The sequence below is a fragment of the uncultured Ruminococcus sp. genome (assembly GCA_902785355.1).
Classification (GTDB): domain Bacteria; phylum Bacillota; class Clostridia; order Oscillospirales; family Acutalibacteraceae; genus Ruminococcoides.
In genome coordinates this window covers 12,928-38,781 of record CACZYF010000004.1, presented here as the reverse complement: position 1 = coordinate 38,781, position 25,854 = coordinate 12,928, and the positions used below count along the sequence as shown (strand labels likewise).

The 25,854-nt window shown below is 51.9% G+C and carries 25 protein-coding genes and 1 tRNA gene; 24 read left to right on the top strand and 2 right to left on the bottom strand.

Annotation, left to right across the window (positions count from 1 at the left end; genetic code table 11):
• Window positions 1–18 precede the first annotated feature (18 nt).
• From R2I50_RS01715 to R2I50_RS01675, 9 genes are all read left to right on the top strand, one after another.
• A complete protein-coding gene (locus tag R2I50_RS01715) occupies window positions 19–1,335 on the top strand; it encodes a DUF512 domain-containing protein (protein WP_316607354.1) in 1,317 nt (438 codons plus the stop codon).
• A complete protein-coding gene (der, locus tag R2I50_RS01710) occupies window positions 1,328–2,647 on the top strand; it encodes a ribosome biogenesis GTPase Der (protein ID WP_316607353.1) in 1,320 nt (439 codons plus the stop codon). The genes R2I50_RS01715 and der overlap by 8 nt, the downstream gene beginning before the upstream one ends.
• The gene (gene plsY / locus R2I50_RS01705) at window positions 2,644–3,360 is read left to right on the top strand and encodes a glycerol-3-phosphate 1-O-acyltransferase PlsY (RefSeq protein WP_316607352.1); all 717 of its coding nucleotides are present in this window, start codon (window positions 2,644–2,646) and stop codon (window positions 3,358–3,360) included. Before der ends, plsY begins: the two co-directional genes overlap by 4 nt.
• Before the next feature lie 4 nt (window positions 3,361–3,364).
• The gene (locus R2I50_RS01700; RefSeq protein ID WP_316607351.1) at window positions 3,365–4,678 is read left to right on the top strand and encodes a D-alanyl-D-alanine carboxypeptidase family protein; all 1,314 of its coding nucleotides are present in this window, start codon (window positions 3,365–3,367) and stop codon (window positions 4,676–4,678) included.
• A 117-nt stretch (window positions 4,679–4,795) separates the two neighbouring features.
• Entirely contained in the window at window positions 4,796–5,137 is a 342-nt protein-coding gene (locus R2I50_RS01695) for a histidine triad nucleotide-binding protein (RefSeq protein WP_316607350.1), read from the top strand.
• A 32-nt stretch (window positions 5,138–5,169) separates the two neighbouring features.
• Window positions 5,170–5,709, top strand: coding sequence for a phosphoribosyltransferase family protein (locus R2I50_RS01690; RefSeq protein WP_316607348.1), 540 nt, complete (start codon window positions 5,170–5,172; stop codon window positions 5,707–5,709).
• A gap of 27 nt (window positions 5,710–5,736) precedes the next feature.
• Window positions 5,737–7,863, top strand: a complete 2,127-nt coding sequence (locus R2I50_RS01685; RefSeq protein WP_316607347.1) for a ComEC/Rec2 family competence protein — start codon at window positions 5,737–5,739, stop codon at window positions 7,861–7,863.
• A gap of 2 nt (window positions 7,864–7,865) precedes the next feature.
• The gene (gene holA / locus R2I50_RS01680; RefSeq protein ID WP_316607346.1) at window positions 7,866–8,915 is read left to right on the top strand and encodes a DNA polymerase III subunit delta; all 1,050 of its coding nucleotides are present in this window, start codon (window positions 7,866–7,868) and stop codon (window positions 8,913–8,915) included.
• Window positions 8,908–9,516 carry a DUF4093 domain-containing protein gene (locus R2I50_RS01675; RefSeq protein WP_316607345.1) on the top strand — a complete coding sequence of 203 codons (609 nt, stop codon included), beginning with the start codon at window positions 8,908–8,910 and terminating at the stop codon, window positions 9,514–9,516. The genes holA and R2I50_RS01675 overlap by 8 nt, the downstream gene beginning before the upstream one ends.
• A 149-nt stretch (window positions 9,517–9,665) precedes the next feature.
• Here the strand turns inward: R2I50_RS01675 and R2I50_RS01670 are convergent, their stop codons facing one another.
• The gene (locus R2I50_RS01670) at window positions 9,666–10,394 is read right to left on the bottom strand and encodes a YebC/PmpR family DNA-binding transcriptional regulator (RefSeq protein ID WP_316607344.1); all 729 of its coding nucleotides are present in this window, start codon (window positions 10,392–10,394) and stop codon (window positions 9,666–9,668) included.
• Between the two features lie 155 nt (window positions 10,395–10,549).
• On the opposite strand from R2I50_RS01670, the gene R2I50_RS01665 reads away from it, so the two are divergent.
• The 15 genes from R2I50_RS01665 (at window position 10,550) to R2I50_RS01595 (ending at window position 24,234) form a co-directional block, all read left to right on the top strand.
• Window positions 10,550–11,428 carry a YicC/YloC family endoribonuclease gene (locus R2I50_RS01665; protein ID WP_316607343.1) on the top strand — a complete coding sequence of 293 codons (879 nt, stop codon included), beginning with the start codon at window positions 10,550–10,552 and terminating at the stop codon, window positions 11,426–11,428.
• Window positions 11,429–11,440: 12 nt separating this feature from the next.
• A complete protein-coding gene (locus R2I50_RS01660; protein ID WP_316607342.1) occupies window positions 11,441–11,686 on the top strand; it encodes a DUF370 domain-containing protein in 246 nt (81 codons plus the stop codon).
• Window positions 11,676–12,257, top strand: coding sequence for a guanylate kinase (gene gmk / locus R2I50_RS01655; RefSeq protein ID WP_316607341.1), 582 nt, complete (start codon window positions 11,676–11,678; stop codon window positions 12,255–12,257). Before R2I50_RS01660 ends, gmk begins: the two co-directional genes overlap by 11 nt.
• Before the next feature lie 5 nt (window positions 12,258–12,262).
• Window positions 12,263–12,469, top strand: coding sequence for a DNA-directed RNA polymerase subunit omega (rpoZ, locus tag R2I50_RS01650; RefSeq protein WP_316607340.1), 207 nt, complete (start codon window positions 12,263–12,265; stop codon window positions 12,467–12,469).
• Window positions 12,469–14,904 (top strand): primosomal protein N', encoded by a 2,436-nt coding sequence (gene priA, locus R2I50_RS01645; RefSeq protein ID WP_316607339.1) that lies wholly within the window; start codon window positions 12,469–12,471, stop codon window positions 14,902–14,904. Before rpoZ ends, priA begins: the two co-directional genes overlap by 1 nt.
• A gap of 87 nt (window positions 14,905–14,991) precedes the next feature.
• Entirely contained in the window at window positions 14,992–15,474 is a 483-nt protein-coding gene (gene def, locus R2I50_RS01640; protein WP_316607338.1) for a peptide deformylase, read from the top strand.
• Between the two features lies 1 nt (window position 15,475).
• Window positions 15,476–16,396, top strand: a complete 921-nt coding sequence (fmt, locus tag R2I50_RS01635) for a methionyl-tRNA formyltransferase (protein WP_316607337.1) — start codon at window positions 15,476–15,478, stop codon at window positions 16,394–16,396.
• 1 nt (window position 16,397) lies between these two features.
• Complete coding sequence (locus tag R2I50_RS01630; protein WP_316607336.1) at window positions 16,398–17,096, top strand: zinc metallopeptidase; 699 nt, start codon at window positions 16,398–16,400, stop codon at window positions 17,094–17,096.
• Window positions 17,097–17,122: 26 nt separating this feature from the next.
• On the top strand, window positions 17,123–18,457 hold the full coding sequence (rsmB, locus tag R2I50_RS01625; protein ID WP_316607334.1) for a 16S rRNA (cytosine(967)-C(5))-methyltransferase RsmB: 1,335 nt from the start codon (window positions 17,123–17,125) through the stop codon (window positions 18,455–18,457).
• Window positions 18,454–19,485 carry a 23S rRNA (adenine(2503)-C(2))-methyltransferase RlmN gene (rlmN, locus tag R2I50_RS01620; RefSeq protein ID WP_316607333.1) on the top strand — a complete coding sequence of 344 codons (1,032 nt, stop codon included), beginning with the start codon at window positions 18,454–18,456 and terminating at the stop codon, window positions 19,483–19,485. The genes rsmB and rlmN overlap by 4 nt, the downstream gene beginning before the upstream one ends.
• A gap of 1 nt (window position 19,486) precedes the next feature.
• Entirely contained in the window at window positions 19,487–20,212 is a 726-nt protein-coding gene (locus R2I50_RS01615; RefSeq protein WP_316607332.1) for a Stp1/IreP family PP2C-type Ser/Thr phosphatase, read from the top strand.
• 12 nt (window positions 20,213–20,224) lie between these two features.
• A complete protein-coding gene (pknB, locus tag R2I50_RS01610; protein WP_316607331.1) occupies window positions 20,225–22,270 on the top strand; it encodes a Stk1 family PASTA domain-containing Ser/Thr kinase in 2,046 nt (681 codons plus the stop codon).
• Between the two features lies 1 nt (window position 22,271).
• On the top strand, window positions 22,272–23,195 hold the full coding sequence (gene rsgA, locus R2I50_RS01605; protein ID WP_316607330.1) for a ribosome small subunit-dependent GTPase A: 924 nt from the start codon (window positions 22,272–22,274) through the stop codon (window positions 23,193–23,195).
• 67 nt (window positions 23,196–23,262) lie between these two features.
• Window positions 23,263–23,338 (top strand) — tRNA-Ala (locus tag R2I50_RS01600).
• Between the two features lie 290 nt (window positions 23,339–23,628).
• A complete protein-coding gene (locus R2I50_RS01595) occupies window positions 23,629–24,234 on the top strand; it encodes a hypothetical protein (RefSeq protein WP_316607329.1) in 606 nt (201 codons plus the stop codon).
• Window positions 24,235–24,505: 271 nt separating this feature from the next.
• Here the strand turns inward: R2I50_RS01595 and R2I50_RS01590 are convergent, their stop codons facing one another.
• A complete protein-coding gene (locus R2I50_RS01590; protein ID WP_316607328.1) occupies window positions 24,506–25,714 on the bottom strand; it encodes a dockerin type I repeat-containing protein in 1,209 nt (402 codons plus the stop codon).
• Window positions 25,715–25,854 lie beyond the last annotated feature (140 nt).

Sequence of the window (25,854 nt, the reverse complement as noted above, 5' to 3'; positions counted from 1 at the left end):
TGACCCCGGAGGCTTACTATGGCAGTTACAATTAAAGACGTTTACCGCCATAGCTATGCCGAACGCGTCGGCTGCGAGGCGGGGGACACCCTGATCTCGATCAACGGCAACGAGATCGTCGACGTGCTCGATTATCGGTTTTATCAGCTTAATTCTCTGTTGGAATTAAAGATAAGAGATCAAAAGGGCGTGATTCACACTGTCAAGGTGCGTAAGCCCGAGTATGAGGAGCTGGGGCTGGAATTCGACTCCTACCTGATGGATAAGGAGCGCTCCTGTCGCAATAAATGCGTGTTCTGCTTCATCGATCAGCTTCCGAAGGGCATGCGTGAATCGCTCTACTTCAAGGATGACGACAGCCGTCTGTCGTTCCTCTTCGGCAACTACGTCACGCTGACGAACCTCACCGAGCACGAGATCAGCCGTATCATCAAAATGCATATCAGCCCCATCAACGTCAGCGTTCACACCACCAACCCCGAGCTGCGCGTGAAGATGATGGGCAACCGCTTCGCCGGTAGTTCGCTATCGATTCTCAGGCGCCTATCCGATCACGGGATCGCGCTGAACACCCAGATCGTCTGCTGTCCCGGACTTAACGACGGCGATGAACTCAGGCGCTCTCTTCATGATCTTTACGAGATGAACGTCAACCTGATCGCGGTCGTGCCCGTGGGACTGACCAAGTACCGCAAGGGGCTCTTTGAACTGACCCCGTTCACGCGGGAGAAAGCGCAGGAGACCGTCGATATCATTGAGGACTTCGGTGAAATGTGCCTGAGAACCCGCGGCAAGCGTATCGCCTACGCCGCCGACGAGCTGTACCTAAAGGCGGGGTACGACATCCCCGACGCGTCGTTTTACGGCGACTTCGAGGCGATCGAGAACGGTATCGGACTGATAGCCCAGCTGACCGAGGACTTGCGCGACGAGCTCTCCTTCCGCGATCCCGACGAGAATATCCGTCGGCATGTTTCCATTGCCTGCGGTACGTCCGTAGCGCCGTATCTGAGGGGGCTGATGAATGAGGTAGAGGCAAAATATCCGAACGTGAAGATCACCGTCTATCCGATCGTCAACCGCTTCTTCGGCGAGCAGATCAACGTCAGCGGTCTGATCGTCGGCAATGATCTGATCGAACAGCTGAAGGATAAACCGCTGGGGGACGCGCTGCTGATCTCCTCGGCAATGTTACGATTTGAAAATGACCTCTTTCTTGACGACGTTCATATCGACGCCGCCATGAAGAAGCTGAATATTGAGATTTTCCCCATCAACAATGACGGCGTAATGCTGCTCAATGCGATTCTCGGAGAGGAGGGGGACAATGGCTAAACCTATTATTGCGATTGTCGGCAGACCCAATGTCGGCAAGAGCACGTTATTCAATAAACTTGTCGGCGAACGTATCTCGATCGTCGACGATACACCCGGCGTGACCCGCGACCGTATCTACGGCGACGTGGAGTGGAGCGGAAGGAGCGCCATGCTGATCGATACGGGCGGTATCGAGCCCAAGTCGGACGATGTGATCCTGTCCCAGATGCGCGAACAGGCACAGCTGGCGATCGACAATGCCGACGTCATCATCATGGTCACCGATGTGCGCTCGGGACTCGTGGCGACCGATCAGGACGTCGCCCACATGCTGCTCAAAAGCAACAAGCCCATGGTGCTCGCTGTCAACAAGTGTGACTCCGTCGGCGATCCGCCGCCTGAGTTCTATGAGTTCTATCAGCTCCCGATCGAGCCGATCGCGGTATCCTCCGTACACGGTCACGGTACGGGCGACCTTTTGGACGCGGTTTTTGAGCACCTTGAGGATTATCGTGAGGATGAAGCTGATCCTGAGGTGATCTCCGTCGCTGTTATCGGCAGACCGAACGTCGGCAAGTCCTCGCTGATCAACAAGATCACCGGTGAGAACCGCTGTATCGTATCGGATATCGCCGGCACCACCCGCGACAGCATCGATACAAAGATCGAGAACAAGCACGGCATCTTCAACTTCATCGACACCGCCGGCATGAGACGCAAGAGCAAGGTCACCGACCAGATCGAGCGTTATTCCATCCTACGCGCCAAAATGGCGATTGAACGCTGTGACGTTTGTGTCGTTATGCTCGACGCCGAGACCGGTATCACCGAACAGGATACCAAGGTCGCGGGACTCGCGAAGGAAGCCGGCAAGGCGACGATCATCGCCGTCAACAAGTGGGACGCTATCGAGAAGGACGACAAGACCATGCAGAACTTCCGCAAGGATATCGAGCGGGATTTCGCCTTCATGAGCTACGCCCCGACCGTCTTTATCTCAGCGAAAACGGGTCAGCGACTGGATAATCTCTTTGAGAACATCGTCCACGTCACCAACACCGCCGCCATGCGCATCACCACGGGACTTTTAAATGACCTGCTCGCTGCCGCGACAGCTCGTGTACAGCCGCCGACCGACAAGGGCAGACGGCTGAAGATCTTCTACATGACGCAGGCTTCCGTAAAGCCGCCGACCTTCATCTTCTTCTGCAACGACGCTGAGCTGTTCCACTTCTCATATCAGCGTTATCTTGAGAACCGACTCCGCGAAGCCTTCGACTTCAGCGGTACACCCATCAGATTTGTGATAAGGGAGAGGGATAAGAAGTGACTTTTGAGCTGATTATGCGGACGATTGCCACCATGCTGATCGCGTATCTGCTTGGCAGTCTCAGTCCCGCTATCATCATAACCAAGCTGAAAACCGGTAAGGATATCCGCAAAATGGGCTCCGGCAACGCCGGCTTTACCAACGTGCTCCGTTCCGTGGGTACGGGTCCCGCGGTAGCTACGATCATCTGCGACTACCTAAAGGGTATCATCGCCGTTCTGATCGGCTGGTGGATATTCTCCAACCTGACCGTCACCAACGACGTAGCCCCGCTGGAATACGTCAAATACGGACGATACCTTGCGGGCATGTGCGTTATCATCGGGCATGTGTTCCCGCTGTATTACGGCTTCAGGGGCGGTAAGGGTGTCGTTACGGCGAACGCGCTGATGCTGGTCGTTGACTGGCGCGTGTTCCTCATGATCGTTGCCTCCTTCCTGATTATCGTCCTGATCACCAGGATCATCTCGCTGGGCTCGGTCGCCTGCGCAGCGCTGTACCCTGTCTACACGATGATCGTGACCTACTTCTTCGAATATCTGCCATATCTCGGGACGGAGAATGAGCTGCGATTCCGTTTCGTCCTGATATCTACAGCCTGCGCGCTCGCCGTAGGGCTGATGGTTATTATCATGCACCGCGAGAATTTAAAGCGCCTCTTCAACGGAGAGGAAAAGTGTATCAAACCGAAAAAGACCGAAAAGAGGAGTTAATATAATGAAGCGTGCGAGCTGTATATTGATTGTATTCGTGCTGTTGTTTGTGACCGCCATATCCGCCTCGGCGTTCGACTACGGCTGTAATGTGGATACCGTCTCAGGATCCGTATATCTCGAGAACCTCGACACCGGCGCCGTTATCCTCGATAAATATGCAAACAAGAAAATGTATCCCGCCTCTACGACCAAGATCATGACTTATATCATCACGACAGAGAACGTACAGGATCTCGAGAATACCAAGGTCGCGATCTCTGCCGACGCGCTGACGGGGCTTGATCCCGAGAGCACCGTCATGGGGCTCTCCGAGCACGTAGGGGAGGAGGTCTCGATCAAGGATCTGCTCTACGGTATGATGCTGCCCTCGGGCAACGACGCCGCGTTGGTGCTGGCAAATTACGTTGGAAACGGTATCTCGGGCTTTGTTGAGATGATGAACAAGAAAGCGGCGGAGCTGGGCTGTGAGAACACCCATTTCGTGAACCCGCACGGTCTGCATGATACCAACCATTATACCACCGCGCTCGACATGGCGAAGATCGCCAAGTGCGCCATGAAGCAGCCGATGTTCATGGAGATCACCTCCACCGTGAACTACACCCCGGCAGGCTTCACCAATCCCCTGCATAATACCAACTATATGCTCGATGAGAACTACCACCGCGGCGAATACTATTACCCCAACGTAAGGGGCATCAAGACCGGCTATACCGACGAGGCGGGAAAGTGTCTGGTCACCACCGCCGAGAAGGACGGCTTTAGCTACCTTTGCGTCGCGATGGGCGCCGCGTATTCCTTTGCGGACGATATCAACTACGCCATGAAGGATACCGCGAACCTGTACGACTGGGTTTTTCAAAACCTCGCTCAGCAGGTCGTCTACGGTCCTGCCGATACCGTGAAATCCATCCCCGTCGAGTATGCATCAAAGGGTCAGGAGCTGGCGCTCATTCCCGAGAGGGAGGTCCTCGCGCTCCTGCCGAATAATTATGACAAGAGCCTGCTGAAAACCATCGTCAGCAGTGAAGAGCGCGTACAAGCCCCCGTTACCAAGGGTCAGGTGCTTGGCACCGTACATGTCGCTTACGACGATCTGGAGCTCGGCGATATCAACATCGTCGCCTCCGAGGATATCGAGCGCGATACGTTCAGCTACATCACCGCGAAAACCGGCGAGTTCCTTAAAAATAATTTCATCTGGATCATCGTCGTCGCAGTGGTACTGCTCGCGGTCATCGTCGCAATCTCGTCAGCCAGAGCTTCCGCCCGTAGGAAAGCTCGCGCCAGAGCAGGCCGCCGCTACCACCGATAATCGATAAGAAACAATGCCGGACGAGCTTTTTCGTCCGGTTTTTTCTTTTATTCACTTGACTAAAGACGGCTGAGGTTATACAATAATATGTATGATTATGTAACTACGGAGGTAACTATGTCTGATTGTATTTTTTGTAAGATTGCCGCGGGTGAGATCCCGTCCAATAAGGTCTATGAGGATGACCGTATCATCGCCATCCATGACCTGAATCCCATGGCTCCCGTACACGTCCTGTTCATCCCTAAGACCCATATCTGCTGCGCGAACGCGATCACCGAGGAGAACAGCGATATCATCGCCCATATCTTCACCAAGATCCCTGTCGTCGCAAAGGAGCTGGGACTGGAGAACGGCTACCGCGTCGTCAATAACTGCGGTGAGGACGGCGGACAGACTGTGATGCACATCCATTTCCATCTGCTCGGAGGCAAGAAGCTGAGCTTGGGTATGGCTTGAAGGATATTTTATAAGTTAAAGAAGGTATTTACATGGCAAAAACATTCAAAATGACGATTGCGGGCTGTGAGCGCGAGCTTCCGCTGTGCGAGGTCAACGAGCATCTGGATATCGCCGCTTTCATCATGTTCGGCGATGTGGAGATCACCGAGAAAGCAGCCGCCGAGCTCCTTAAGATCGCTCCGGAGCATGATGTGGTCATCTCCGCCGAGGCAAAGGGAATCCCGCTGTGCTACGAGATGGCGCGCCAGGGCTGCGGCAAGTACATCATCGCGCGAAAGGGCGTCAAGGTCTACATGCCCGATCCCATCAGCGTGAACGTCAAGTCCATCACCGCCCTGAGCCAACAGACGCTGTTCCTCGGAAGCGACGACGCGGAGCATATGCGCGGCAAGCGCGTGTTGATCGCCGACGACGTTATCTCCACCGGCGAGAGCCTCAGAGCGCTCGAAGCGCTGGTCGAGAAGGCGGGCGGAATAATCGTCGGTAAGGTCGCGGTTCTCGCCGAGGGCGACGCGGCTGACCGTGACGACATCATCTTCCTCAACAAACTCCCTGTATTCCCCAAGTAATATACTTGCCCATTATAGAGGTATCTTATGAAGCGATTGCCTGCACAGATCGGTATTACCTGCTTTTCTGTGCTGTCAGTCGCTTTTTTCGCGAATGAAACGGCTGTGATCGCTCTCGGAATAATGGGGCTGGCGGGCGCTGTTGCGTTTTCTGTTATTCAAAAGCTTCGCAAAACGGTATTTCTGCCTGTTATTGCGATCACCGTAGCGCTTTCCGCTATATTCAGCTTATGCTATGAGCATCTCAGCGTCAAGCCGATTCATGATAGGTATTCCGGTACCCGCCGCGTACACGCCGTCCTATGCGACGAACCATACAAAAACTATCGCATGTATTATTATCACCTCAAGACGCTCAAGATCGACGATGAGGATAAGTCGGTTGATATCCTCCTGAAAACGCCGAAGGCCATAAACGTCGAGGTGGATGATGCTTTTCGCTTTACCTGCGAGCTTGTCCCGACGAATAACGATTATTACCGTGCTAAGGGCTATCTGTTGATGACGGATGAATACAAGGCGGATGTACAGATCGAGGAGGCCGCGGATCACAGCCTGTATTTTCAGGCGATCCGGCTGCGCCGTGTGATGCGCAGCGCGTTCGATTCGCTTCTGCCCGGAGATTCCGCAAAGCTGACGCGGGCGATACTCCTCGGCGATAAATACGCGATGGATAACGATTTACGGGATCAGTTCCGCTATGCCGGCGCTTCGTACTTCATCGTGGTATCGGGTATGCATTTTTCTGTGATATGCATGCTGCTCATACGCCTGCTGAAACGCTTCAAGCGGCTCAACCGATGGGTAAATCTCGTGTTATCGCTGCTTTTGATCTTACTGTATATGTCTGTCACGGGGTTTCAGTCGTCCGTGATGCGCTCCGGGCTGATGATGGTTATGCTGATTATCGGTGGTACCGTCCGCCGAAAGACCTACCCGCTGAATCATCTCGGCGTTGCCGGCATTCTTCTGCCCGCCTTTATGTCGCCGTACGCGGCAGGGGACCCCGGCTTGATCCTTTCGTTCTATGCCACCCTGTCGATTCTTTTGTGGGCGGAACCGATCCGTAATAAGCTGAGTTTTCATGATGGAGCCGGGAACATCCCGCAGCTGAGCTTCAGAGCGGTCGGGCTTATATTTGTAAAAAAATCCGGATTCTTATTACTGCTGAAGCTGCTGCTGAACAGTATCTCGGGGATTCTTTCAGTCAGTCTTGCGGCAAATATACTGGTTGTTCCGATCAGCGTCTGCTTATTCCGCGAGTTGTCCCCGGTCACGCTGCTGTCCTCCGTGATCCTGTACCCGTGCGTTTATTTGATCCTGTTTTTGGCTCTGCCAATATGTGTATTGTGGTGTCTGCCGTTTCTTCGGTGGATGGCATCAGGTCTGTCATGGCCGCTGTATTTCCTCACGAAATTGGTACTGTGGGCGGTTGGATTACTGGCGTCCGTTCCGGGCGCGTATATCCCGGTTCACGAGCCGTTTGTCCCGATCTGCTTTTTCGTGAACGCCGTGCTGATGACAGCGGTGCTTCTGCTCAGGCGAAGATATAATCTGCTTTTGCCTGCGGCTCTGACAGCCTTCGCTGTATTTCTGGGCGGATTTTTAATCCATTCCGCTATTGAGCTGAACACGATCGAGCTGATCGTTTCTGACGCGGACGGCGGTATGAGCGTTGCGCTGAACAGCAGGGGGAACCTGCACCTGCTCGCGATGGACTGCAAAAGCAGAGATTACTACAGAATCATGAACGAATTATCAGATCGCTTCGGCTCGGCTGAATCCGCTCTGTGTCTTGATAAATCCGAATACGAGCGGTATCTGAACTATTCCGATCACGAATTTGCAATTCATCGCTATTTGTTGTATGATATAGAGGATGAAGGCGAAGGCAGTACGATATTCAGCGGCGACAGCGACTTTGTCCTGGACGACGGAGTGACGCTGAGTGTCTCGACCGCTGACGGACAGCCGGTCATGCTGCTGCGAACGCCACATAAGCAGGTGGTGCTGCTCCCTGAAGGCGCTGCCGTATCCGATATCCCCTTATCCTGGAGAGAAGCGGACTGCATCATCAGCGGCTCACAGACCGCTTTAGACTCCGACCATATCAAATATACCTGCGAGGGCGGCTTCACGCTCGATTTGAGGTGACTATGTTTACGGAAAGTGAACTGAAAAAACATCTGAACAGCGGACATTTCAAGAATCTTTATCTTTGCTTCGGTGAGGAAAAAATGCTCGTTAAGCGCTCCGTCGAGCTTATCGAGAAGAAAGTCTCGGGCGAAGAAGCGCTTAACGAGTTTAATTATCATATATTCGGCGCTGACAGCGATATCGGCGAGATATCCGTTACGGCGGATATCATCCCCTTCATGAGCGAGCGGAACATCCTACGTATCAACGATATGGATATCGACAAGCTGAAGAAGAGCGATTTTGACGCCTTGATGACGATATTGAAGAAGCTCCCCGATACCACTGTTGTGATCTTCGCGATGCCTACCTTAGAGCTTACCTCCAAAACGGCGAAGTCACAGTTCAAGAAGCTGATGTCCTTTATCGATAAGAACGGCGTGTGTATCGAGCTTACTCACCGCAGCGGACTCGCACTGGAGCGAGACTTATGCAAATGGGCGAAGGCTGGCGGTTGTACCATGTCTGAGCTAACGGCACACAAGCTCATCCAATACGCAGGCGAGGATCTGAATCGGCTCAACGGCGAGATGAAGAAGCTGACAGCCTACGCCGACGGCGCTGAGATCACGCCAGAGATGATCGAGCTGCTCGTCAGCAAATCAACCGAAGCCAGCGTCTATGACCTGTTCGGCTATATTGTCGCGGGCAATACCGACAAGGCGATCAACGCGATCTCGGTGCTGTTTTATCAGCAGGTCAGCGGTGTGTATATTTGTACCGTTCTCTCCGGCGCGTATCTCGACGCCTACCGCGTTCGTATCGGCATTGAAGCAGGCAAGTCAACGGGCGAAATAGGGGAGGACTTCGGCTACAAAAACCGCTCATGGGTACTCGGCAAGATTATCAAGCAGATACGTCCCGTAACAACCAAAGCGCTGCGCCGTAGTCTGGACGAACTGATTGATGTTCAGGCGAGGCTGGTCACCGAGACCGCCGATGAACGTATCGAAATTGAGCGGCTGGTCTGTAAGCTTGCTTTGATCGCGGAGGATCGCAGAGATGACTGAAAAGCTCAGACTGCGTGAAGCGGTCATCGTCGAGGGCAAATATGATAAAATTCGCCTGAGCGAGCTGATCGCGACCCCGATCATCGAGACAGGCGGCTTTCGTGTGTTCAAGGATAAGGAGAAGCAGGAGCTGATCCGCTCGATCGCTCAGCGCAGGGGGATCCTCGTGATGACCGACGTGGATTCGGCGGGCTTCGTCATCCGCAATTTCCTGCGCGGTATCGTTCCGGAGGAGCAGATCAGGCACGCTTATATCCTGACCGTTGAGGGTAAGGAACGCCGCAAGGCGCAGCCCTCTAAGGAGGGTATCCTCGGCGTAGAGGGGCTTGATAAAGAACTGTTGGCTCAAGCTATCCGCAGCAGCGGCGCACATATTGAAGGCGAGGTAAGTGAGCCCGTCGCTCTGATCACCAAAGGCGATTTCTACGATTACGGCTTGACCGGTTCGGAGCACTCCGCCGAATACAGGACGATGATACTGCAAAGCCTCGGCTTGCCGAAGTATCTGACGACGAACGCGATGATCGCCGCCCTTAACTGCCTCTTTACGAAAGAAGAATTTGAAAACTACCTGTCACAATTGAATCAGGCAAAAAGATAAGGCTGCTCACAATGATGTGAACAGCCTTATTTTGCTTTATCGGTAACTGTAACGGCGGAGAATAGTACAGTAAATCGCTGAGGTCAGACGCGCCGTTGCACTTCTTTTCAGTTATATTGAACTTATCAAAAGGCGCAATGGGTGAAGCATCATGCTTCCCAGTTGTGCCAGACATTCTGGATATCGTCGTTATCGTCGAACATATCCAGCATCTTCTGCATCTGAACGCGGGTATCGGGATCGTCGATCTTGGTATAGGTGGAGGGTACCTGCTCGACCTCGGCGGAAGCGAACTCATAGCCCTTTGCCTCCATATCATCGCGAACGCCGCTCAGATCGTCGGGCTCGGTGTAGATGGTGAAGATGTCATCATCAGCCTCAAAGTCGGAAGCGCCCGCCTCGAGAGCGTCCTCCATAACGGTATCTTCTTCCTTCTCGAGATCCTCGCGATCGATGACGATAACGCCCTTCTTCTCGAACATGAAGCCGACGCAGCCGGGGGTACCCATGTTGCCGCCGAACTTGTCGAAGTAGTGTCTGACTTCGCCCGCGGTACGGTTACGGTTATCGGTCAGCGCTTCAACGATGACGGCGACGCCGCAGGGACCGTAGCCCTCGTAGGTGACAGACTCGTAGTTCGCGCCTTCACCGCCCTGCGCCTTCTTGATAGCGCGCTCGATGTTGTCGTTGGGGACGTTCGCCGCTTTCGCCTTGGCGATACAGTCTCTGAGCTTGGAGTTGACCGCGGGATCGGCGCTGCCGCCGTCGCGGATCGCGACCATCAGCTCTCTGCCGATCTTGGTGAAGACCTTGGCGCGAGCCGCGTCGTTTTTACCCTTTTTCTGCTTAATAGTGCTCCATTTATTATGTCCTGACATTGTTTATCATTCCTTTATCAGCAAATTTAACTTATACAATATAACACATTTCAAGGATAATGCAAATAGTTATTACAATCTTGTAATAACTCTATTGTGATTCCGTAGGAGTGGTGGTAAAATATTGTAAAGAATAAGGATAAGGGGGAATCTATGTGGTAAGATCCATGACCGGCTTCGGCAGAGCTGAGATGTCTGTCGGAACCCGCGATATCATCGTCGAGATCAAGAGCGTCAACCACCGTTATTTCGAGTTTTCATGCCGCACCGGCAGGGGATACAGCTTTCTGGAGGATAAGCTCAAAAAGTATGTCGGCTCACGTGTCAGCCGCGGTAAGGTCGATATGTATGTCTCAATCACGGAGAATGACGATACTGCCGTTGAGGTCGAGCTGAACAAGCCGCTTGCGTCGGGTTATATCAAGGCGATGCGCTCGCTTGTTGAAGAATACGGAGTAAAGGATGATATCTCGGTATCTACACTGTCACGTCTCGGCGATATCTTCCAGATCAGCCGTCCGCCCGCGGATGAAGACGCGGTGTGGAACGACGTCAAGACTGCTGTAGACGAGGCGCTGAGTCACTTTGTCGCAATGCGTGAGGCGGAGGGTGAGAAGCTCACGGCGGATATTCTCAGCCGTGCAGAGACGATCATCAATATCGTAGGTGAGATCGAGGAGCGCTCTCCGATCACCGTTCAGGAATACCGCGACAGACTCTACGCAAAGCTCAGCGAGGTATTGCAGAGCACCAACATCGACGATCAGCGTATCCTGACCGAGGCGGCGATCTTTGCCGATAAGGTCGCGGTGGATGAAGAGACCGTCCGTCTGCGCTCTCACTTCGACCAGATGAAGTCCTTCCTTGACTCCGATCAACCGGTCGGCAGAAAACTCGATTTCATCGTACAGGAGATGAACCGCGAAGCGAACACCATCGGCTCGAAGGTCAACGACTCCAAGCTCGCTCATAAGGTCGTTGAGATCAAGGGTGAGATCGAGAAAATCCGCGAACAGGTCCAGAATATCGAATAAACGGAGGAGCCTATGCGTTTTGTGAATATCGGCTTCGGCAACGTTGTGAATATCAGCAAGATCGTTTCCGTGGTCAGCCCGGATTCTGCGCCCATCAAGCGTATCGTACAGATGAGCAAGGCGGCGTCCACCCTGATCGACGCGACCTTCGGACGTAAGTGCAAGGCGGTCATCATCACCGACAGCGAGTACATCGTGCTCTCAGCGCTGACAACTGAGACGATCGCGTCCCGAATGGAGGAATCCCATGAAGAATAAAGGCTTACTGATCGTCTATACCGGCGCTTCCGGCGTCGGCAAGGGCACGATCATGAAGGAACTGCTCAGGAAAAATCCCAATCTACGCCTGTCTGTCTCTGCTACTACCAGAGCGCCGCGCGAGGGAGAAGTCGACGGCAGAGAATACTACTTCGTATCCCGTGAGAAGTTTGACCGGATGATTGCCGAGGACGGCTTTCTGGAGCATGCAGAGTATGTCGGCAACAAGTACGGCACCCCGAAGGAAGCGGTCTTTCGCATGCTGGATGAAGGACTCGACGTTATCCTCGAGATCGAGGTCAAGGGCTTTTTACAGATTAAGAAGGCTTGTCCCGACTGTGTGACCATCTTCATCGCGCCGCCGTCCTTCGAGGTGCTTGAGGCTCGCTTGAAGGGCAGAGGCACCGAGACCGATGAGGTCATCGAGATGCGGCTCAAAACCGCCCGTGAAGAACTGCAAAGCCAAAATTTATTCGACTATATTGTAATCAATGATGATGTTGACAGAGCAACCGACGAGGTCCTCTCCATCATTTCCGATACCAAAAACGAAAGAAAAATAAAGGAGTAATAGTTATGAAAAGAGCGTCTTTAGATGATATGCTGACCGGTAAGGAGAGCCGCTACGCGCTGGTAATCGGCGTTGCAAAGCGTGCCCGTGAGATCGCTGACGAGTTCAAGGAAGAGGGTCTTATCACCGATGAGAAGCCCGTTCTGCTCGCGATCGACGACTTCAAGAACCATAAGTACAATATCCTCGAGGAAGAGGACGACGAGGACTGATGATCGCCAAGATCGCATCCGTCGCGGTCGAAAACGCGATCTATCACTTTGACCGAGCGTTCAGCTATCGGATCCCCGACGGAATGCCTGTTCAACCGGGATACCGCGTCTCTGTGCCCTTCGGTAGAGGGAACGCAAGGCGTCAGGGTATCGTGCTAGCTGTAAGAGAGGACGAAGGGGAGGAGTTGAAGGCTGTCTGTGAGCTGCTCGATACCGAGCCTGTCCTTAATGACGAGATGCTGCGCATGTGCGGTTTCATGAAGAATCACTTCTTCTGCACCTATTATGACGCAGTGAAGGCGATGCTCCCCGCCGGTATCAACTACCGTCTGTCGCAGGAGTATTCCGTCAGTGAGAAGCTCGGCGAACGCTTCTATGACCTGTCCGATGAACAGCGTAGGATCGTTACGATTATTCGTTCAAAGAATAATAAAGCGGAGAAATACGCTCTTCTGCATGAGCTTGGACTTTCCGACACATCGGTTCTCGACAAGATGGAGACTGACGGCGTTCTGTATAAGAACGACTCGGCTTTTCGCCGTATCGGTGATAAAACCATCAAGATGATCCGCCTTGCAGATGACTGTGAAGCCCGCATCCACGGCATGAAGCTAAGCCCGAAGCAGGAGAGCGTGATCGATCTGTTGAATACCGTCGGCTCCGCTTCCGTGAAGGAAGTCTGCTACTATACGGGCGTGACCGTCTCCGTACCCGATACGCTGGTGCGTAAAGGAGTCGCCGTGTACTTCGACGACGAGGTGTTCCGCATCCCCAAGTCCATGCAGGCGAAAAAGCGCGACGTGATCCTCACCGATGAACAGCAGAAAGCGTATGATGAGCTTTTGAAGCTGTATCAGGGCGATACCGCCGAGGTTTCACTCCTCTACGGCATTACCGGATCGGGCAAGACCTCCGTGTTCTTCAAGCTGATCGAGCGCGCAGTCGCCGACGGCAGGGACGTGATCGTGATGGTTCCCGAGATCGCGCTGACTCCTCAGCTGATCGCGATCTTCCGCGCGAGCTTCGGTGATCTGGTGGCGGTTTTTCATAGCGCATTATCGCTTGGAGAACGGCTCGACGAATACAAGCGCGTCAGCCGTGGAATCGCAAAGATCGCCGTCGGTACACGCTCCGCGATATTCGCTCCGTTCAAGGATCTCGGACTGATCATCATGGACGAGGAACAGGAGCACACTTATAAATCCGAGAGCAAGCCGCGATTCAGCGCGAAGGAGCTTGCGAAGTTTCGCTGTTCCTATCACCGCGCCTTATTATTGCTGAGTTCTGCGACGCCATCCGTCGAGACCTATTATTACGCCAACAGCGGCAGATACCACAAGCATGTGCTGACAAAGCGCTACGGCTCGGCGACCCTGCCGGATGTAGTGATAGCCGATATGAACGAAGAGGTAGCGATCGGCAACACGAGCGCTTTCTCAAATATTCTTTTACAGAATATTGAAGAAAATCTCGATACAGGAAAGCAGAGCATTTTGCTCCTGAACCGCCGCGGGTACAATTCCTTTGTCACCTGCTGCAGCTGTAAGGAACCGCTGACCTGTCCGAACTGCTCGATCTCGCTGACCTACCACAGCGCCAATAATCGCCTGATGTGCCACTACTGCGGATATTCGGTTCCGTATCGATCCGAGTGTCCGACCTGCGGCAGTCATCAGTTAAGACTGTCAGGTACGGGAACTCAGAAAGCTGAGGTAGAATTGGCAGAGATATTCCCGAGCGCCCGTATTCTGCGCATGGACACCGACACCACCATGACCCGCTCGTCGCATGAGAAGAAGCTGACCGCCTTCTCCAACGGCGAATATGATATCCTCGTCGGTACCCAGATGGTCGCGAAGGGACTGGATTTTCCGAATGTTACCTTAGTAGGCGTGCTTAACGCCGACAGGATGCTGTATCTTGACGACTACCGCAGTTACGAGAACACGTTTTCGCTTCTGACTCAGGTAGTCGGTCGTTCCGGACGCGGCAGCGACAAGGGCAGAGCAATCATCCAGACCTTCACCCCCGAGAACCCGATCATCTCACTTGCCGCAGCTCAGGATTACGACGCGTTTTACACCTCCGAGATCGAGATTCGCCGCGCCATGCTGTACCCGCCGTTCGCGTCGATCTGCTTAGTCGGTTTCGTCAGTGAGAACGGAAAGCTGTCCGAGAAGGCTGCATTTGCCTTTACCGATCGTATGACAGGGCTGGTCAAGAGCGAGTACCCCGATATCCCGCTGCGTGTGCTCGGGCCGTCAATGGCGGCGGTTTTCAAGGTCAGTAATAAATATCGTTATAAATTGATCCTAAAATGCCGTAACGACGCGCGTTTCCGCGAGATGCTCAGCCGTATGCTGGTGGATTTCGCCTCGATCCGCGACTTTAGCGACGTCACGGTCTATGCGGACATTGATCCGCTGTCTATATAGGCTCTCATAGGTAAAGAGAGCTGTCAGCGCAGGCTGACTGAGAGATTGCATGATTTGATTGAGTACCACAAGGAGTAAGTATATAGTATGGCACTGAGAAATATCGTAAAAGAGGGCGACCCCATTCTGACCAAGAAGTGCCGCCCCGTAGAAAAATTCAATAAAAGGCTCTGGGATCTGCTGGATGATCTTGCCGATACGCTGGAGGATTCCGGCGGAGTCGGCTTAGCCGCTCCCCAGGTCGGCGTGATGCGCCGCGTCTGCGTTATCAATGTCGGCGACGGTCCGATCGAGTTTATAAACCCCGTCATCGTTGAATCCGACGGTGAGCAGGAGGTACAGGAGGGCTGTCTGAGCTGCCCCGGCGAGTTCGGTATCATCAAGCGCCCCGCACACGTCAAGGCGCAGTTCAATGACCGCGAGGGTAATCTGTGTGAGATCGAGGGCGACGACCTCTTCGCACAGGCGATGTGTCACGAGTTCGATCATCTGGACGGCATTATTTTTAAATCCAAGGTCGAGCGCATGTTATCCGAAGAGGAACTGCGCGCAATGAGAGAAGAAGAGTAAGATGAAACTGATTTTTATGGGCACGCCCGACTTTGCGGTGCCGTGTCTTGAAAGCCTGATAGAAGCGGGGCATGAGATCGCCGCTGTCTTTACCCAGCCTGATAAGCCCCGCGGCCGTAAGCAGGAGATGACTCCTCCCGAGGTGAAGGTCTGCGCGCTCGAGCACGGCTTGACCGTTTATCAGCCGAGCACCTTAAAGGACGGTGAAGCGATGAAGATCATCGAGACCCTGCAGCCTGACTGTATCGTCGTCGCCGCTTACGGAAAGATTCTTCCTAAAGAGATCATCGATTATCCACGCTTTGGCTGTATCAACATCCACGGTTCGCTCCTTCCGAAATATCGCGGAGCGGCTCCGATCCAGTGGGCTGTGATCAACGGCGAGCAGGAGACCGGCATCACCGTCATGCACATGGACGTCGGGCTCGACACCGGCGATATGATGTATGTCAAAGCGATCCCGATCGGGATCGACGACACTGCCGAATCCATGTTCGACAAGCTGTCCGCCTTAGGCGGCGAAATGATCGTCGAAGCGCTCGAGAAGCTCGAAAAAGGTGAGCTGACCGCTGTCAAACAGGATGATAGCCTGGCGGTCTATGCTCCGATGCTGGATAAATCTATCGCTGTTATCGACTGGAACAAAACAGGTATCGAGGTACACAACCTCGTCCGCGGCTTATACAGCTGGCCGATCGCTCAGACCACCCTGCACGGAAAAAAGCTTAAGATCTACCACACCTCGCCGTGTGAGAAGTCCGGAGAGCCGGGTACCGTGATCTGCACCGATCCGCTGACGATCGCTTGTAGTGAAGGCTCGGTGATCATCCGCGAACTCCAGCTCGAGGGCAAAAAGCGTATGGATGCCAAGACCTTCCTGATCGGACATCCGCTGCAATTGAAAGAAAGGTTAGGAGAGTAATATGGGTTTATATTATTATGACTGGACGTATCTCGCGTTTATGCTGCCGTGTCTGATCCTCTCGATGATCTGCAGCGCAAGCGTCAAAAGCGCTTTTTCAAAGTACAGCGGCGTTCAAAACACCCGCCGTATGACCGGCGCTCAGGCTGCTCAGGCTGTACTGAACGCTCACGGTGTAACCGGTGTGCGTATAGAGCCTGTCGGCGGAAGTCTGACCGACCATTTTGACCCGAGAACCAACGTTATCCGTCTCTCGGAATCCGTCTATAACGCGACGACCGTCGCGGCTGTCGGCGTTGCCTGTCACGAGGCAGGTCATGCCTGTCAACATGCCGAGGGCTATTTCCCGAACAAAGTCCGCTCCGCAATCGTTCCCGTCGCAAATATCGGCTCAAAGCTCAGCTGGATATTCCTTATCATCGGTATGCTGCTGCCGGCAAAGTACACCTTTTTCATCACGATCGGCATCATCATGTTCTCCGCGTCTGTTCTCTTCACCCTGATCACCCTGCCGGTCGAGTTCAACGCTTCATCCCGCGCGCTCAAAACGATCAAGGATACCGGTATGCTGAATACGACAGAATACGACGGCGCCAAAAAGGTGCTTACCGCCGCGGCGATGACCTATGTAGCAGCTGCCGCGACCTCGATCATGCAGCTGCTGCGACTCCTGCTGATCTTTAACCGACGCAGAAGATAATCTATAGATTAAAGGAAACGACCAAGATGGCTGATGTGCGAATGACAGCATATAACGTACTGTACCGTGTCCTCCACGAGGATGCGTATTCCGCTATTGCCATCAATCATGCCGTTAGGGAAGAGAAGCTCAGCGGCGTAGACGTAAGCTTTCTGTCTGCGCTGGTCTACGGTGTTTTGGAACGCAAGCTGACGCTGGAGCATATCATCCGACAGTATTCCTCCCTGCGTATCAGAAAGATAGAGAAGAAAACGCTGATCGTGCTGTATCTCGGCGTGTATCAGCTGATCTATATGGATAAGGTACCCGATTCCGCTGCGGTCAATGAAAGCGTAAAGCTTTGCAAAAAGCTCAGGCTTTACAAAAGCTCCGGCTTCGTCAATGCCGTACTGCGCAATCTGGTCAGGGCGGATAAGCACTATACACTTCCCGATAAATCTCAGACGCTCAAATATCTGTCGGTCGTTTATTCCTGTCCCGAAGCTATCGTACAGGAGCTGATCGACGATTACGGAGCCGAGGATACCGAGACCATCCTCAACGGCTTCATCGGCAGACCGCCTGTCACGATTCGCGTCAATACGCTGAAAACCGATAAACCGACCCTTGTCCGCCGCTTGAAGGAGCAGGGGATAGGCGTGGAGGAGATCCCCTTCCTCAAGGACAGCCTAAAGCTTAGCAATACCGGTTCGCTCGATAAGATACCGCAGTTCAAGGCGGGACATTTCTACGTCGAGGACGCCGCCTCTCAGCTATGTGCCGAGATGCTCGGCGCGAAGCCCGGCGATCACATCGCCGACGTCTGCGCCGCCCCGGGAGGGAAATCATTCTATCTGGCGCTTTCTATGTTCGATGAAGGCAAAGTGTACTCTTACGATGTTCACGAGCATAAACTGAACCTGATCCGCGACTCCGCGAAACGCCTCGGCATCGACATGATTGAACCCGCGATCCGCGACGCTTCGACCGATTCTGACCTTCCCGATTGTGACAGGATTCTCTGTGATGTACCATGTTCGGGACTCGGAATCCTACGTCGAAAGCCCGAAATTCGTTACAAAACAGACACAAATATTGACATCTTAACGAAGTTGCAATACAGTATATTGTGTATGAGCGCAAAGCACCTTTCTACGGATGGCGTGCTGGTCTATTCGACCTGTACGCTTCGCCGTGCCGAGAATCAGCAGATCGTTCATCGATTTCTGGAGGAACATCCCGATTTTGTCCCCGAGCCTCTGAAACTGCCGAGGGGCATCGAACGACGGATTCCCGAAGAAGATCACTGCCTGACCCTTTTGCCCGGCGTGTATGATACCGACGGCTTTTTCATTGCAAAGCTCAGGAGGGTACGCTCATGACGGATATCAAGTCGATGAACCTCTCGGAGCTCACCGCCTACCTGACTGACAACGGATTTGAGAAATTCCGCGCTAAGCAGGTACTCAGCTGGATACAGCATGACGTCAGCAGCTTTGATGATATGAAGAATATCCCCGCGAGGCTCAGGGAATTTTTGAAGAGTGACGCATATCTCGCTACTGCCGAGATTGTCCGTACTCGCCGATCGAAGCTTGATGAGACCGTCAAGTATCTTTACTGTCTGAACGACGGCGAATATGTTGAAGGCGTGCTGATGTCCTACCGTCACGGCAGGAGCATCTGTATCTCTACGCAGGTCGGCTGTAAGATGGGCTGTACCTTCTGCGCGACCGGTAAGAGCGGCTTTTCACGTTCGCTGACCGCTTCTGAGATGATCGCTCAGATCTGTTCGGCAGAAAGCGACTGCGGTGAAAGAATCTCCAACGTCGTTTTGATGGGAATGGGCGAGCCGTTCGATAATTATGATAACGTGATCCGCTTCTTAAGGCTCGTTTCAAGCGAGGATTCGCTGAATATCGGCATGCGGCATATTACGATCTCCACCTGCGGTATCGTACCGCGTATGCTTGAATTTGCCGATCTTCAGTTACAGTGCGGACTGTCGGTATCGCTCCATGCGCCGAACGATGAAGCGCGATCGCGTACCATGCCGGTCAACCGCCGCTATCCGATCGCTCAGGTGATTGAGGCCTCGCGCTATTATGTTGAAAAGACGAATCGTAGGATCACCTTTGAGTATGCTCTGATCGATGGTGAGAACGATTCCGACGCCGCTGCGCGGGAGCTTGCTTCTCTGCTGAAGGGAATGCTCTGTCATGTCAATCTGATTCCCGTCAACAATGTGACGGGAGCAGGCTACCGAAAAAGCTCGATCAAAAGGCAACAGGCCTTTGTGAATATACTGTCCGCTCAGGGAATCAACGCTACCGTTAGGCGAACGCTTGGTTCGGATATAGAAGCGTCATGCGGACAGCTCAAGAGAAATTATATGAAAGGGGATGTATGACATGGAAGTTTTTACCAAAACCGATATCGGACTGGTTCGTAAAGAGAACCAGGACAGTTCCGCTTATTCTGTCATATCCTCAGACTGCGTTTGGGCGGTAGTATGCGACGGTATGGGAGGCGCACAGGGCGGCAAAACCGCTTCCTCTGTAGCTGTTCAGTATATCACCGAACTGATCGAACGCGAGTACAAAAACGATATGGATGACGAGGCGCTTGCCGATATGCTCACCGGAGCAGTCGCCGGAGCGAATCTCACCGTATATAAGATGGCGATGGATGACCCCGATCTCGCCGGAATGGGAACGACCTGTGATCTCGTATTTGTACGCGGGAACATCGCGCATGTTGTCCACGTCGGCGACAGTCGCACCTATTCTATCCGTGACGGCAAGATCTTACAGATCACCGAGGATCATTCGCTGGTACAGGAGATGGTCAGAAGGGGAGAGATCACCGCTGAACAGGCGATGAAGCATCCCAACAAGAACCTGATCACCCGTGCACTTGGCGTAGCCCATGAGGTAAGGATCGATTATATCGAGGCGGAGTTCAGTAAGGGCGATACTCTTCTTATCTGCTCCGACGGTTTATCTAATTTTGTCAGCCGTGCCGATATGGTCAAGACCGTATCCGAGTGCAAGGGCGATATTTTGATCGATACGTTGGTTGAAATCGCAAAACGACACGGCGGTCACGATAACATCACCGTTACAGTCATTTATTAAGGAGTGATTACCATGGATAAATATACCGGCAAGAAGCTCGACGGCAGATATGAGATCCGCGAATTGATCGGCGTAGGCGGTATGGCTAACGTCTATCATTGCTATGATACGATCGATGCGCGTGAGGTAGCTATCAAGATTTTAAAGGACGAGTTCCTCGATAACGAGGATTTTATACGCCGTTTTAAAAACGAGAGCAAGGCAATAGCCGTACTGAATCATCCGAATATCGTTCGCGTTTACGACGTCAGCTTCGGCGATATGATCCAGTATATCGTCATGGAGTATATCGACGGCATCACACTCAAGGAATACATCGATATGCAGGGCGTCCTGGATTGGAAAGAGACCGTCCACCTGACAACTCAGATTCTGAAAGCGCTGCAGCACGCGCATGAGAACGGCATTGTCCACCGTGATATCAAGCCGCATAACATCATGCTGCTGCAGGACGGCACCATCAAGGTGACCGATTTCGGCATCGCGCGCTTCTCATCCAACGCGACCCGCACCATGACCGAGCAGGCGATCGGCTCCGTGCATTACATCGCGCCGGAGCAGGCGAGAGGTGAGAAAACCGACGGAAAGACCGATATCTATTCTGTCGGCGTGATGATGTATGAGATGCTCACCGGTAAGCTTCCCTTCGACGGAGATTCCGCCGTGTCCGTCGCTCTGATGCAGCTGCAGGCGAACGCCAAACGCCCCAGAGAGATCAATCCCGACATCCCTGAGGGTCTGGAAGAGATCACCATGAAGGCGATGCAGAAGAACCCTAACAATCGCTATCGTTCCGCTGTTGAGATGCTCAGCGATATCGAGCGCTTCAGACTCAACCCCGGTATTCGTTTCAATTATCGCTATGCTGCCGAGAAGAAGCAGCATAATCCCGACCCCCAAAGAAAGCAGCGCTCCAAGCCTCAGTATGAGGATCCCAAGAAGGATAAGACCCGTCCCGCGTATGATGAGGATATGCCTGTCCGCAGCCCTGCGCTCTCGGCAATCAAGGGTATTATCATCGCCGCAGTCATCGCGCTTGTCGTCTTCGGAGGTCTGGCGCTGATCCAGGGATATACCTCCTCTCAGCCTAAGGAAGTCGAGGTCCCGAATTTTGTTAACATGACCGTCAGCGAAGCTTCCGCGAAGAATAACGGTCAGTTTGTCTTTACCTATGAGAGTCGTTACAGCGATGATATCCCTGCCGATACGATTATCGAGCAGAGTCCCGCCGGCGGTTCAAAAAAGCTCAAGGAAGGCTCCACCATCAAGCTTACCATCAACTCCTCCGACTCTACCGTGAGCGTGCCTTTTCTGCAGCAGTCAGCGGGCAGCGAAGAGATCATAAAAAAGATCGAAGCAGTCAATCTTGTTCCTAAGATCCTATATGTTGAGAGCGACCAGCCTGCTATGAAGGTTGACTCTCTCTATCCGCCTGCGGGCACTGAGCTCAAGCTTGGCTCCACCGTTTATGTCTTTGTATCCAAGGGTATTACCAAGCCGATCCTCAAGCTTCCGTCCTTAAAGGGTTATACCGCTTCTGAGGCTGAGAATATGCTCAAGGAAGCCGGCTTCACCAACTATGAGGTCTCGTATGACGATACCGTCAAGGCGGGTAAGGACGAGGTCGTTCGCCAGAATCCTATGCAGGGCAGTGAGGTTCCCTCTGATTATAAGATTCAGATCGTCTGCTCCAAGGGCGATAATACCGAAAAAACCGTCACTATCGAAGTTGATCTGCCTTCTACCGTAACGAATAATGTCAAGCTGACCGTGCTGATCGACGGCGCTGTGGATGATTCCAACACCAAGAGCGTTGTACCCGCTTACAGCCCGTATTATAATGTAGAAGTCAAGGTCAAGAAGGACGCTAAGGTTGTTATTCTGTTGGATGATCAGGAGTACAGAGAGTACCAGATCACTTACGATACCAATAAGGTTGATCTGCTCAACTCGCATGAGTATGTACCGGCTACCGAAACGCCAACTGAAGCTCCCGCCATTGAGACGCCTACCGAGGCTCCTCAGCAGATAGATGAAGTTACGATCGCGGAAGGTTGATATGAACCAAAACACGGGTATTATCATTAAAATTACAGGCGGCTTCTATTATGTAGAAGCCGCCGATACCATTTATGAGTGCAAGGCGCGCGGGATTTTTCGTAAGCGGGGCATGTCTCCTCTTGTCGGCGACAGCGTAGATATCACTGTTCCCGATGACGGTTACTGTTCCGTTGATCGAATCTACGATCGTAAAAACTCCCTCGTTCGTCCGGCGTTGGCAAATCTCGATACACTGATGATAATCAGCTCCGTTAAAGAACCGGAAGCGAATCTTTATCTGATCGATAAAATGACTGCCGCGGCGGTATCCAAAGGGATTCGCCCCGTGGTAGTTTTTACCAAATGTGATCTTTCATCCGCTGAGGAACTGACTGCGATATATAAGGCGGTAAATATCCCCGTCTATGAGTTTTCTTCTCTCGATCTGCGCGGTTTAGACGAAATCAAAGCCGAGCTCAAGGACAGCGTTACCGCCTTTTGCGGCAATTCGGGAGTGGGGAAGAGCACGCTGCTAAACGCTCTGTTTCCCGAGCTGGAGCTAAGGACAGGCGAGATCAGTGATAAGCTCGGCCGCGGCAGACATACGACCCGTACCGTCGAGCTGTTCAAAAAACACGGCGGTTATATTGCCGATACGCCGGGTTTCTCTACCGTAGATATCGAACGCTTTGAGCTGATACGCAAGGATGAGCTGAAATTCTCCTTTCCGGAGTTTGAAGAGTACTTCGGCACCTGTCAGTTCAACTCCTGTAACCATGTATGCGAGAAGGGCTGCAGGGTACTGGAGGCAGTAGAACGCGGCGTCATCCCCAAATCCCGCCACGACAGCTATGTGCGTATGTACAACGAGGTCAAGGATATCAAGGATTGGCAGATCGCCGATAAGCAGTTAATAACGCCGTTTTTATCACTCGAAAAGTAGATTCATTGAAATATTTTCATTTTTCACTTGCATTATCTGCAAAGATGTGGTAATATAATACTGCTCTGGGGGCGTAGCTCAGCTGGGAGAGCGCTTGAATGGCATTCAAGAGGTCAACGGTTCGATCCCGTCCGTCTCCACCAAAACGAAAGAACCTCGCTTTTTGCGGGGTTCTTTTTCTTTTTGCGGTGATTTTCTTTTATTATTCTAATTTAGAATAATGGTTGAATGCATTATGAATAAGATGTTTTTGATAGACAAATCGGAGCCTGTTTGTTATAATCATAGAAAAAGAAATAAGATATCGCGGAGGTAAAGATGGAACAGAAGTTATTTTCAGAGTTGCGTCCGCTATATGCTGCAACCAAAGAAATTCCTAATTAAATCAGGAATAGAATTCGGATGCGCGATCTGATTGGGTTGGTGACAAAATATGAACAAAAGTGATATATCAGCAAAACAAGTATTAGCACTTGCGTTATTTTCATTTTTTATGTCTATGCTTTTATTAGTGATTTTTATGATCCATATGCAAGGCTTATTCACATATTCGTATTCCGGCTTTGGAATAGACTCACATGGAATACTGTATGTGGGCACAGATTCGGGAATCAAAAAATATCAAAACGGCGAAGTCATAGGGAGTGTTTATCCGCAAACCACCAGAGGATATAGCTTTACTGTACAAAGTGATGATACGCTCCTGTTAAGTGTTAGCGATAAATTTTTTACGATGGATCTTGACGGTAATGTTTTGAACATGAAAGATTATGAAGATGACTATCACCTCCAAAGTGAGATCGAAAAAAGTAATCGTGTTTTTGTCGATCAAAAGGGTTCTGTCTACAAGGTGAAGCTTCCTTTCCTACGGACTACAGTATATGATCAGGACGGAAAGATCGTTTTTCAAATGCCTGTATTGGATTACGTCATGCGTATTCTGCATATTTTCATATTCATTGCATTTTTTACATTTATTCCACTGTTTCTCTATAAGGTGAATGGCACGTCTAAACGCAATCAAGCGGTCATACATTAAAGACATCAGTAATACTGTGGTTCTACGATATTACTAAAACAACTGGTTACTATTTTTATAAGATAAGTATTTCTTTTGTTCCAATTCAAAAATCGTTATACCTTTTTACGTACAACATCAAAATACGTAGCAACGATCCCTCTGCTGGTTTGCGGAGGGATCGTTGCTTTTGTATATGTCGAAAGAATAAAAGATGAGATAGGAAAGGGGAGAAGATTATCAGTTGACCTTGGAATAATCAGCGATACAGTCCGATACATACTCTTACCGGCTATTCTGTGCTCTCCACAGGAGTGCCGATATTCGGAAAGCTTTGTAAGCCCGCGACGAGGCGCCGGATCACGGCTGCGTCCATCGCGTCAACCGTTCCGTCTTCATCTGCGTCGGCAGCGGTTTCGATGAATACAGGCACGTCCATTTCAGCTAAATAACGCTGAATGATTGTTGCGTCTGCAACGGTGATTACGCCGTCGCAGTCCGCGTCTCCTAGTAAGAAGCTTTTCTGTGGCTCTGTTGCCGGTTCTGTACTTTCTCCGCGCGTACAGGTGATCCCGTCTGCGTCAAACATGCTGGTGAAGCCTTTGTTACACGCGGTAACGCACCGAACCGTAAATGTACATTTCTCTCCGACTGCGGCGTCTTTGTAGACAAACGATGTATCGGTCGTATCTCCGAGGCGTTTCCATGTATCGTTCTCGCGGACATAATAGCGGTAGCGAGCCGCTCCGTCCACCTTGTCCCACTTGACCTCGATCCCATCCTCGGTATTGACCGCAGAGATCAGCTTCGGCGTATCCAGCGTGACCGCGCCGACCTTCAGCACGATATACATGGTGTTGCGATCCTTCATCGGATAAATTGCCGAGATCGCGTTACACGAGCCCTGACCTCCCGTTACGGTGTTGGAATGCCACAGCACGTCGCTGTGACCGTCGCCCCAGTAGATGCCCGTGTGATCATACTGATTGTTGACGTTTTCGTTCTGGTCGAGGATCATCCATATAATATCGCCCTTTTCGGCATATCCCGAATCGAGCATCTCCTGCTTATTGGTGAAGTATCGGCGCGTGATATTCAATCCGCGATAGAAGGATAACCGTCCCATCGACTTATTGACCGCTGCCTGATTCCCGTTGCTGTATGCAGTCGCCTTATACAAAACATGCCATACAAAGCCCATGCAGTTCATCCCGGGCTGACCTTTGATGTCTAAGGTTCCGTATGCGCCCTTACAGTCGCCGTTGGGATTACGATGGTCGTAAGGACGATAGGGAGTACCCAGATAATAATTGTCGTACTCGTGACTGAGCAGCCAGTTCATATACGCAGCTCCGTCCATACCGAGCGCATCACAGACCGTCCTACCCTTAAACGAATCGCCTGCTTTCGCGGCAGATACATTGATAGCAGAGAGTGTATTCACACTCAATACCATGACGATCATTAAAACTATACTGATGATTCTCTTGAATGTTAGCATATATTATCACCATATATAACTATATCGAGCGCACCATAAAATGTCAATAATCATCGGGAATTAATGCGTAAATATACATTATGAATCGAGCTTTCATGAATTTAGGCATTATAATTCTAATTTGCAATTAAAAATGATTC

Coding starts and splice junctions, on each gene's coding strand:
- R2I50_RS01595 (WP_316607329.1), top strand. CDS start 23,629: ATGAACAAAAGTGATATATCAGCAAAACAAGTATTAGCACTTGCGTTA.
- rsmB (WP_316607334.1), top strand. CDS start 17,123: ATGGCTGATGTGCGAATGACAGCATATAACGTACTGTACCGTGTCCTC.
- rsgA (WP_316607330.1), top strand. CDS start 22,272: ATGAACCAAAACACGGGTATTATCATTAAAATTACAGGCGGCTTCTAT.
- rlmN (WP_316607333.1), top strand. CDS start 18,454: ATGACGGATATCAAGTCGATGAACCTCTCGGAGCTCACCGCCTACCTG.
- R2I50_RS01660 (WP_316607342.1), top strand. CDS start 11,441: ATGCGTTTTGTGAATATCGGCTTCGGCAACGTTGTGAATATCAGCAAG.
- R2I50_RS01690 (WP_316607348.1), top strand. CDS start 5,170: ATGGCAAAAACATTCAAAATGACGATTGCGGGCTGTGAGCGCGAGCTT.
- gmk (WP_316607341.1), top strand. CDS start 11,676: ATGAAGAATAAAGGCTTACTGATCGTCTATACCGGCGCTTCCGGCGTC.
- fmt (WP_316607337.1), top strand. CDS start 15,476: ATGAAACTGATTTTTATGGGCACGCCCGACTTTGCGGTGCCGTGTCTT.
- R2I50_RS01700 (WP_316607351.1), top strand. CDS start 3,365: ATGAAGCGTGCGAGCTGTATATTGATTGTATTCGTGCTGTTGTTTGTG.
- holA (WP_316607346.1), top strand. CDS start 7,866: ATGTTTACGGAAAGTGAACTGAAAAAACATCTGAACAGCGGACATTTC.
- rpoZ (WP_316607340.1), top strand. CDS start 12,263: ATGAAAAGAGCGTCTTTAGATGATATGCTGACCGGTAAGGAGAGCCGC.
- pknB (WP_316607331.1), top strand. CDS start 20,225: ATGGATAAATATACCGGCAAGAAGCTCGACGGCAGATATGAGATCCGC.
- R2I50_RS01615 (WP_316607332.1), top strand. CDS start 19,487: ATGGAAGTTTTTACCAAAACCGATATCGGACTGGTTCGTAAAGAGAAC.
- R2I50_RS01685 (WP_316607347.1), top strand. CDS start 5,737: ATGAAGCGATTGCCTGCACAGATCGGTATTACCTGCTTTTCTGTGCTG.
- R2I50_RS01590 (WP_316607328.1), bottom strand. CDS start 25,714: ATGCTAACATTCAAGAGAATCATCAGTATAGTTTTAATGATCGTCATG.
- R2I50_RS01630 (WP_316607336.1), top strand. CDS start 16,398: ATGGGTTTATATTATTATGACTGGACGTATCTCGCGTTTATGCTGCCG.
- R2I50_RS01715 (WP_316607354.1), top strand. CDS start 19: ATGGCAGTTACAATTAAAGACGTTTACCGCCATAGCTATGCCGAACGC.
- priA (WP_316607339.1), top strand. CDS start 12,469: ATGATCGCCAAGATCGCATCCGTCGCGGTCGAAAACGCGATCTATCAC.
- R2I50_RS01695 (WP_316607350.1), top strand. CDS start 4,796: ATGTCTGATTGTATTTTTTGTAAGATTGCCGCGGGTGAGATCCCGTCC.
- R2I50_RS01670 (WP_316607344.1), bottom strand. CDS start 10,394: ATGTCAGGACATAATAAATGGAGCACTATTAAGCAGAAAAAGGGTAAA.
- R2I50_RS01675 (WP_316607345.1), top strand. CDS start 8,908: ATGACTGAAAAGCTCAGACTGCGTGAAGCGGTCATCGTCGAGGGCAAA.
- def (WP_316607338.1), top strand. CDS start 14,992: ATGGCACTGAGAAATATCGTAAAAGAGGGCGACCCCATTCTGACCAAG.
- der (WP_316607353.1), top strand. CDS start 1,328: ATGGCTAAACCTATTATTGCGATTGTCGGCAGACCCAATGTCGGCAAG.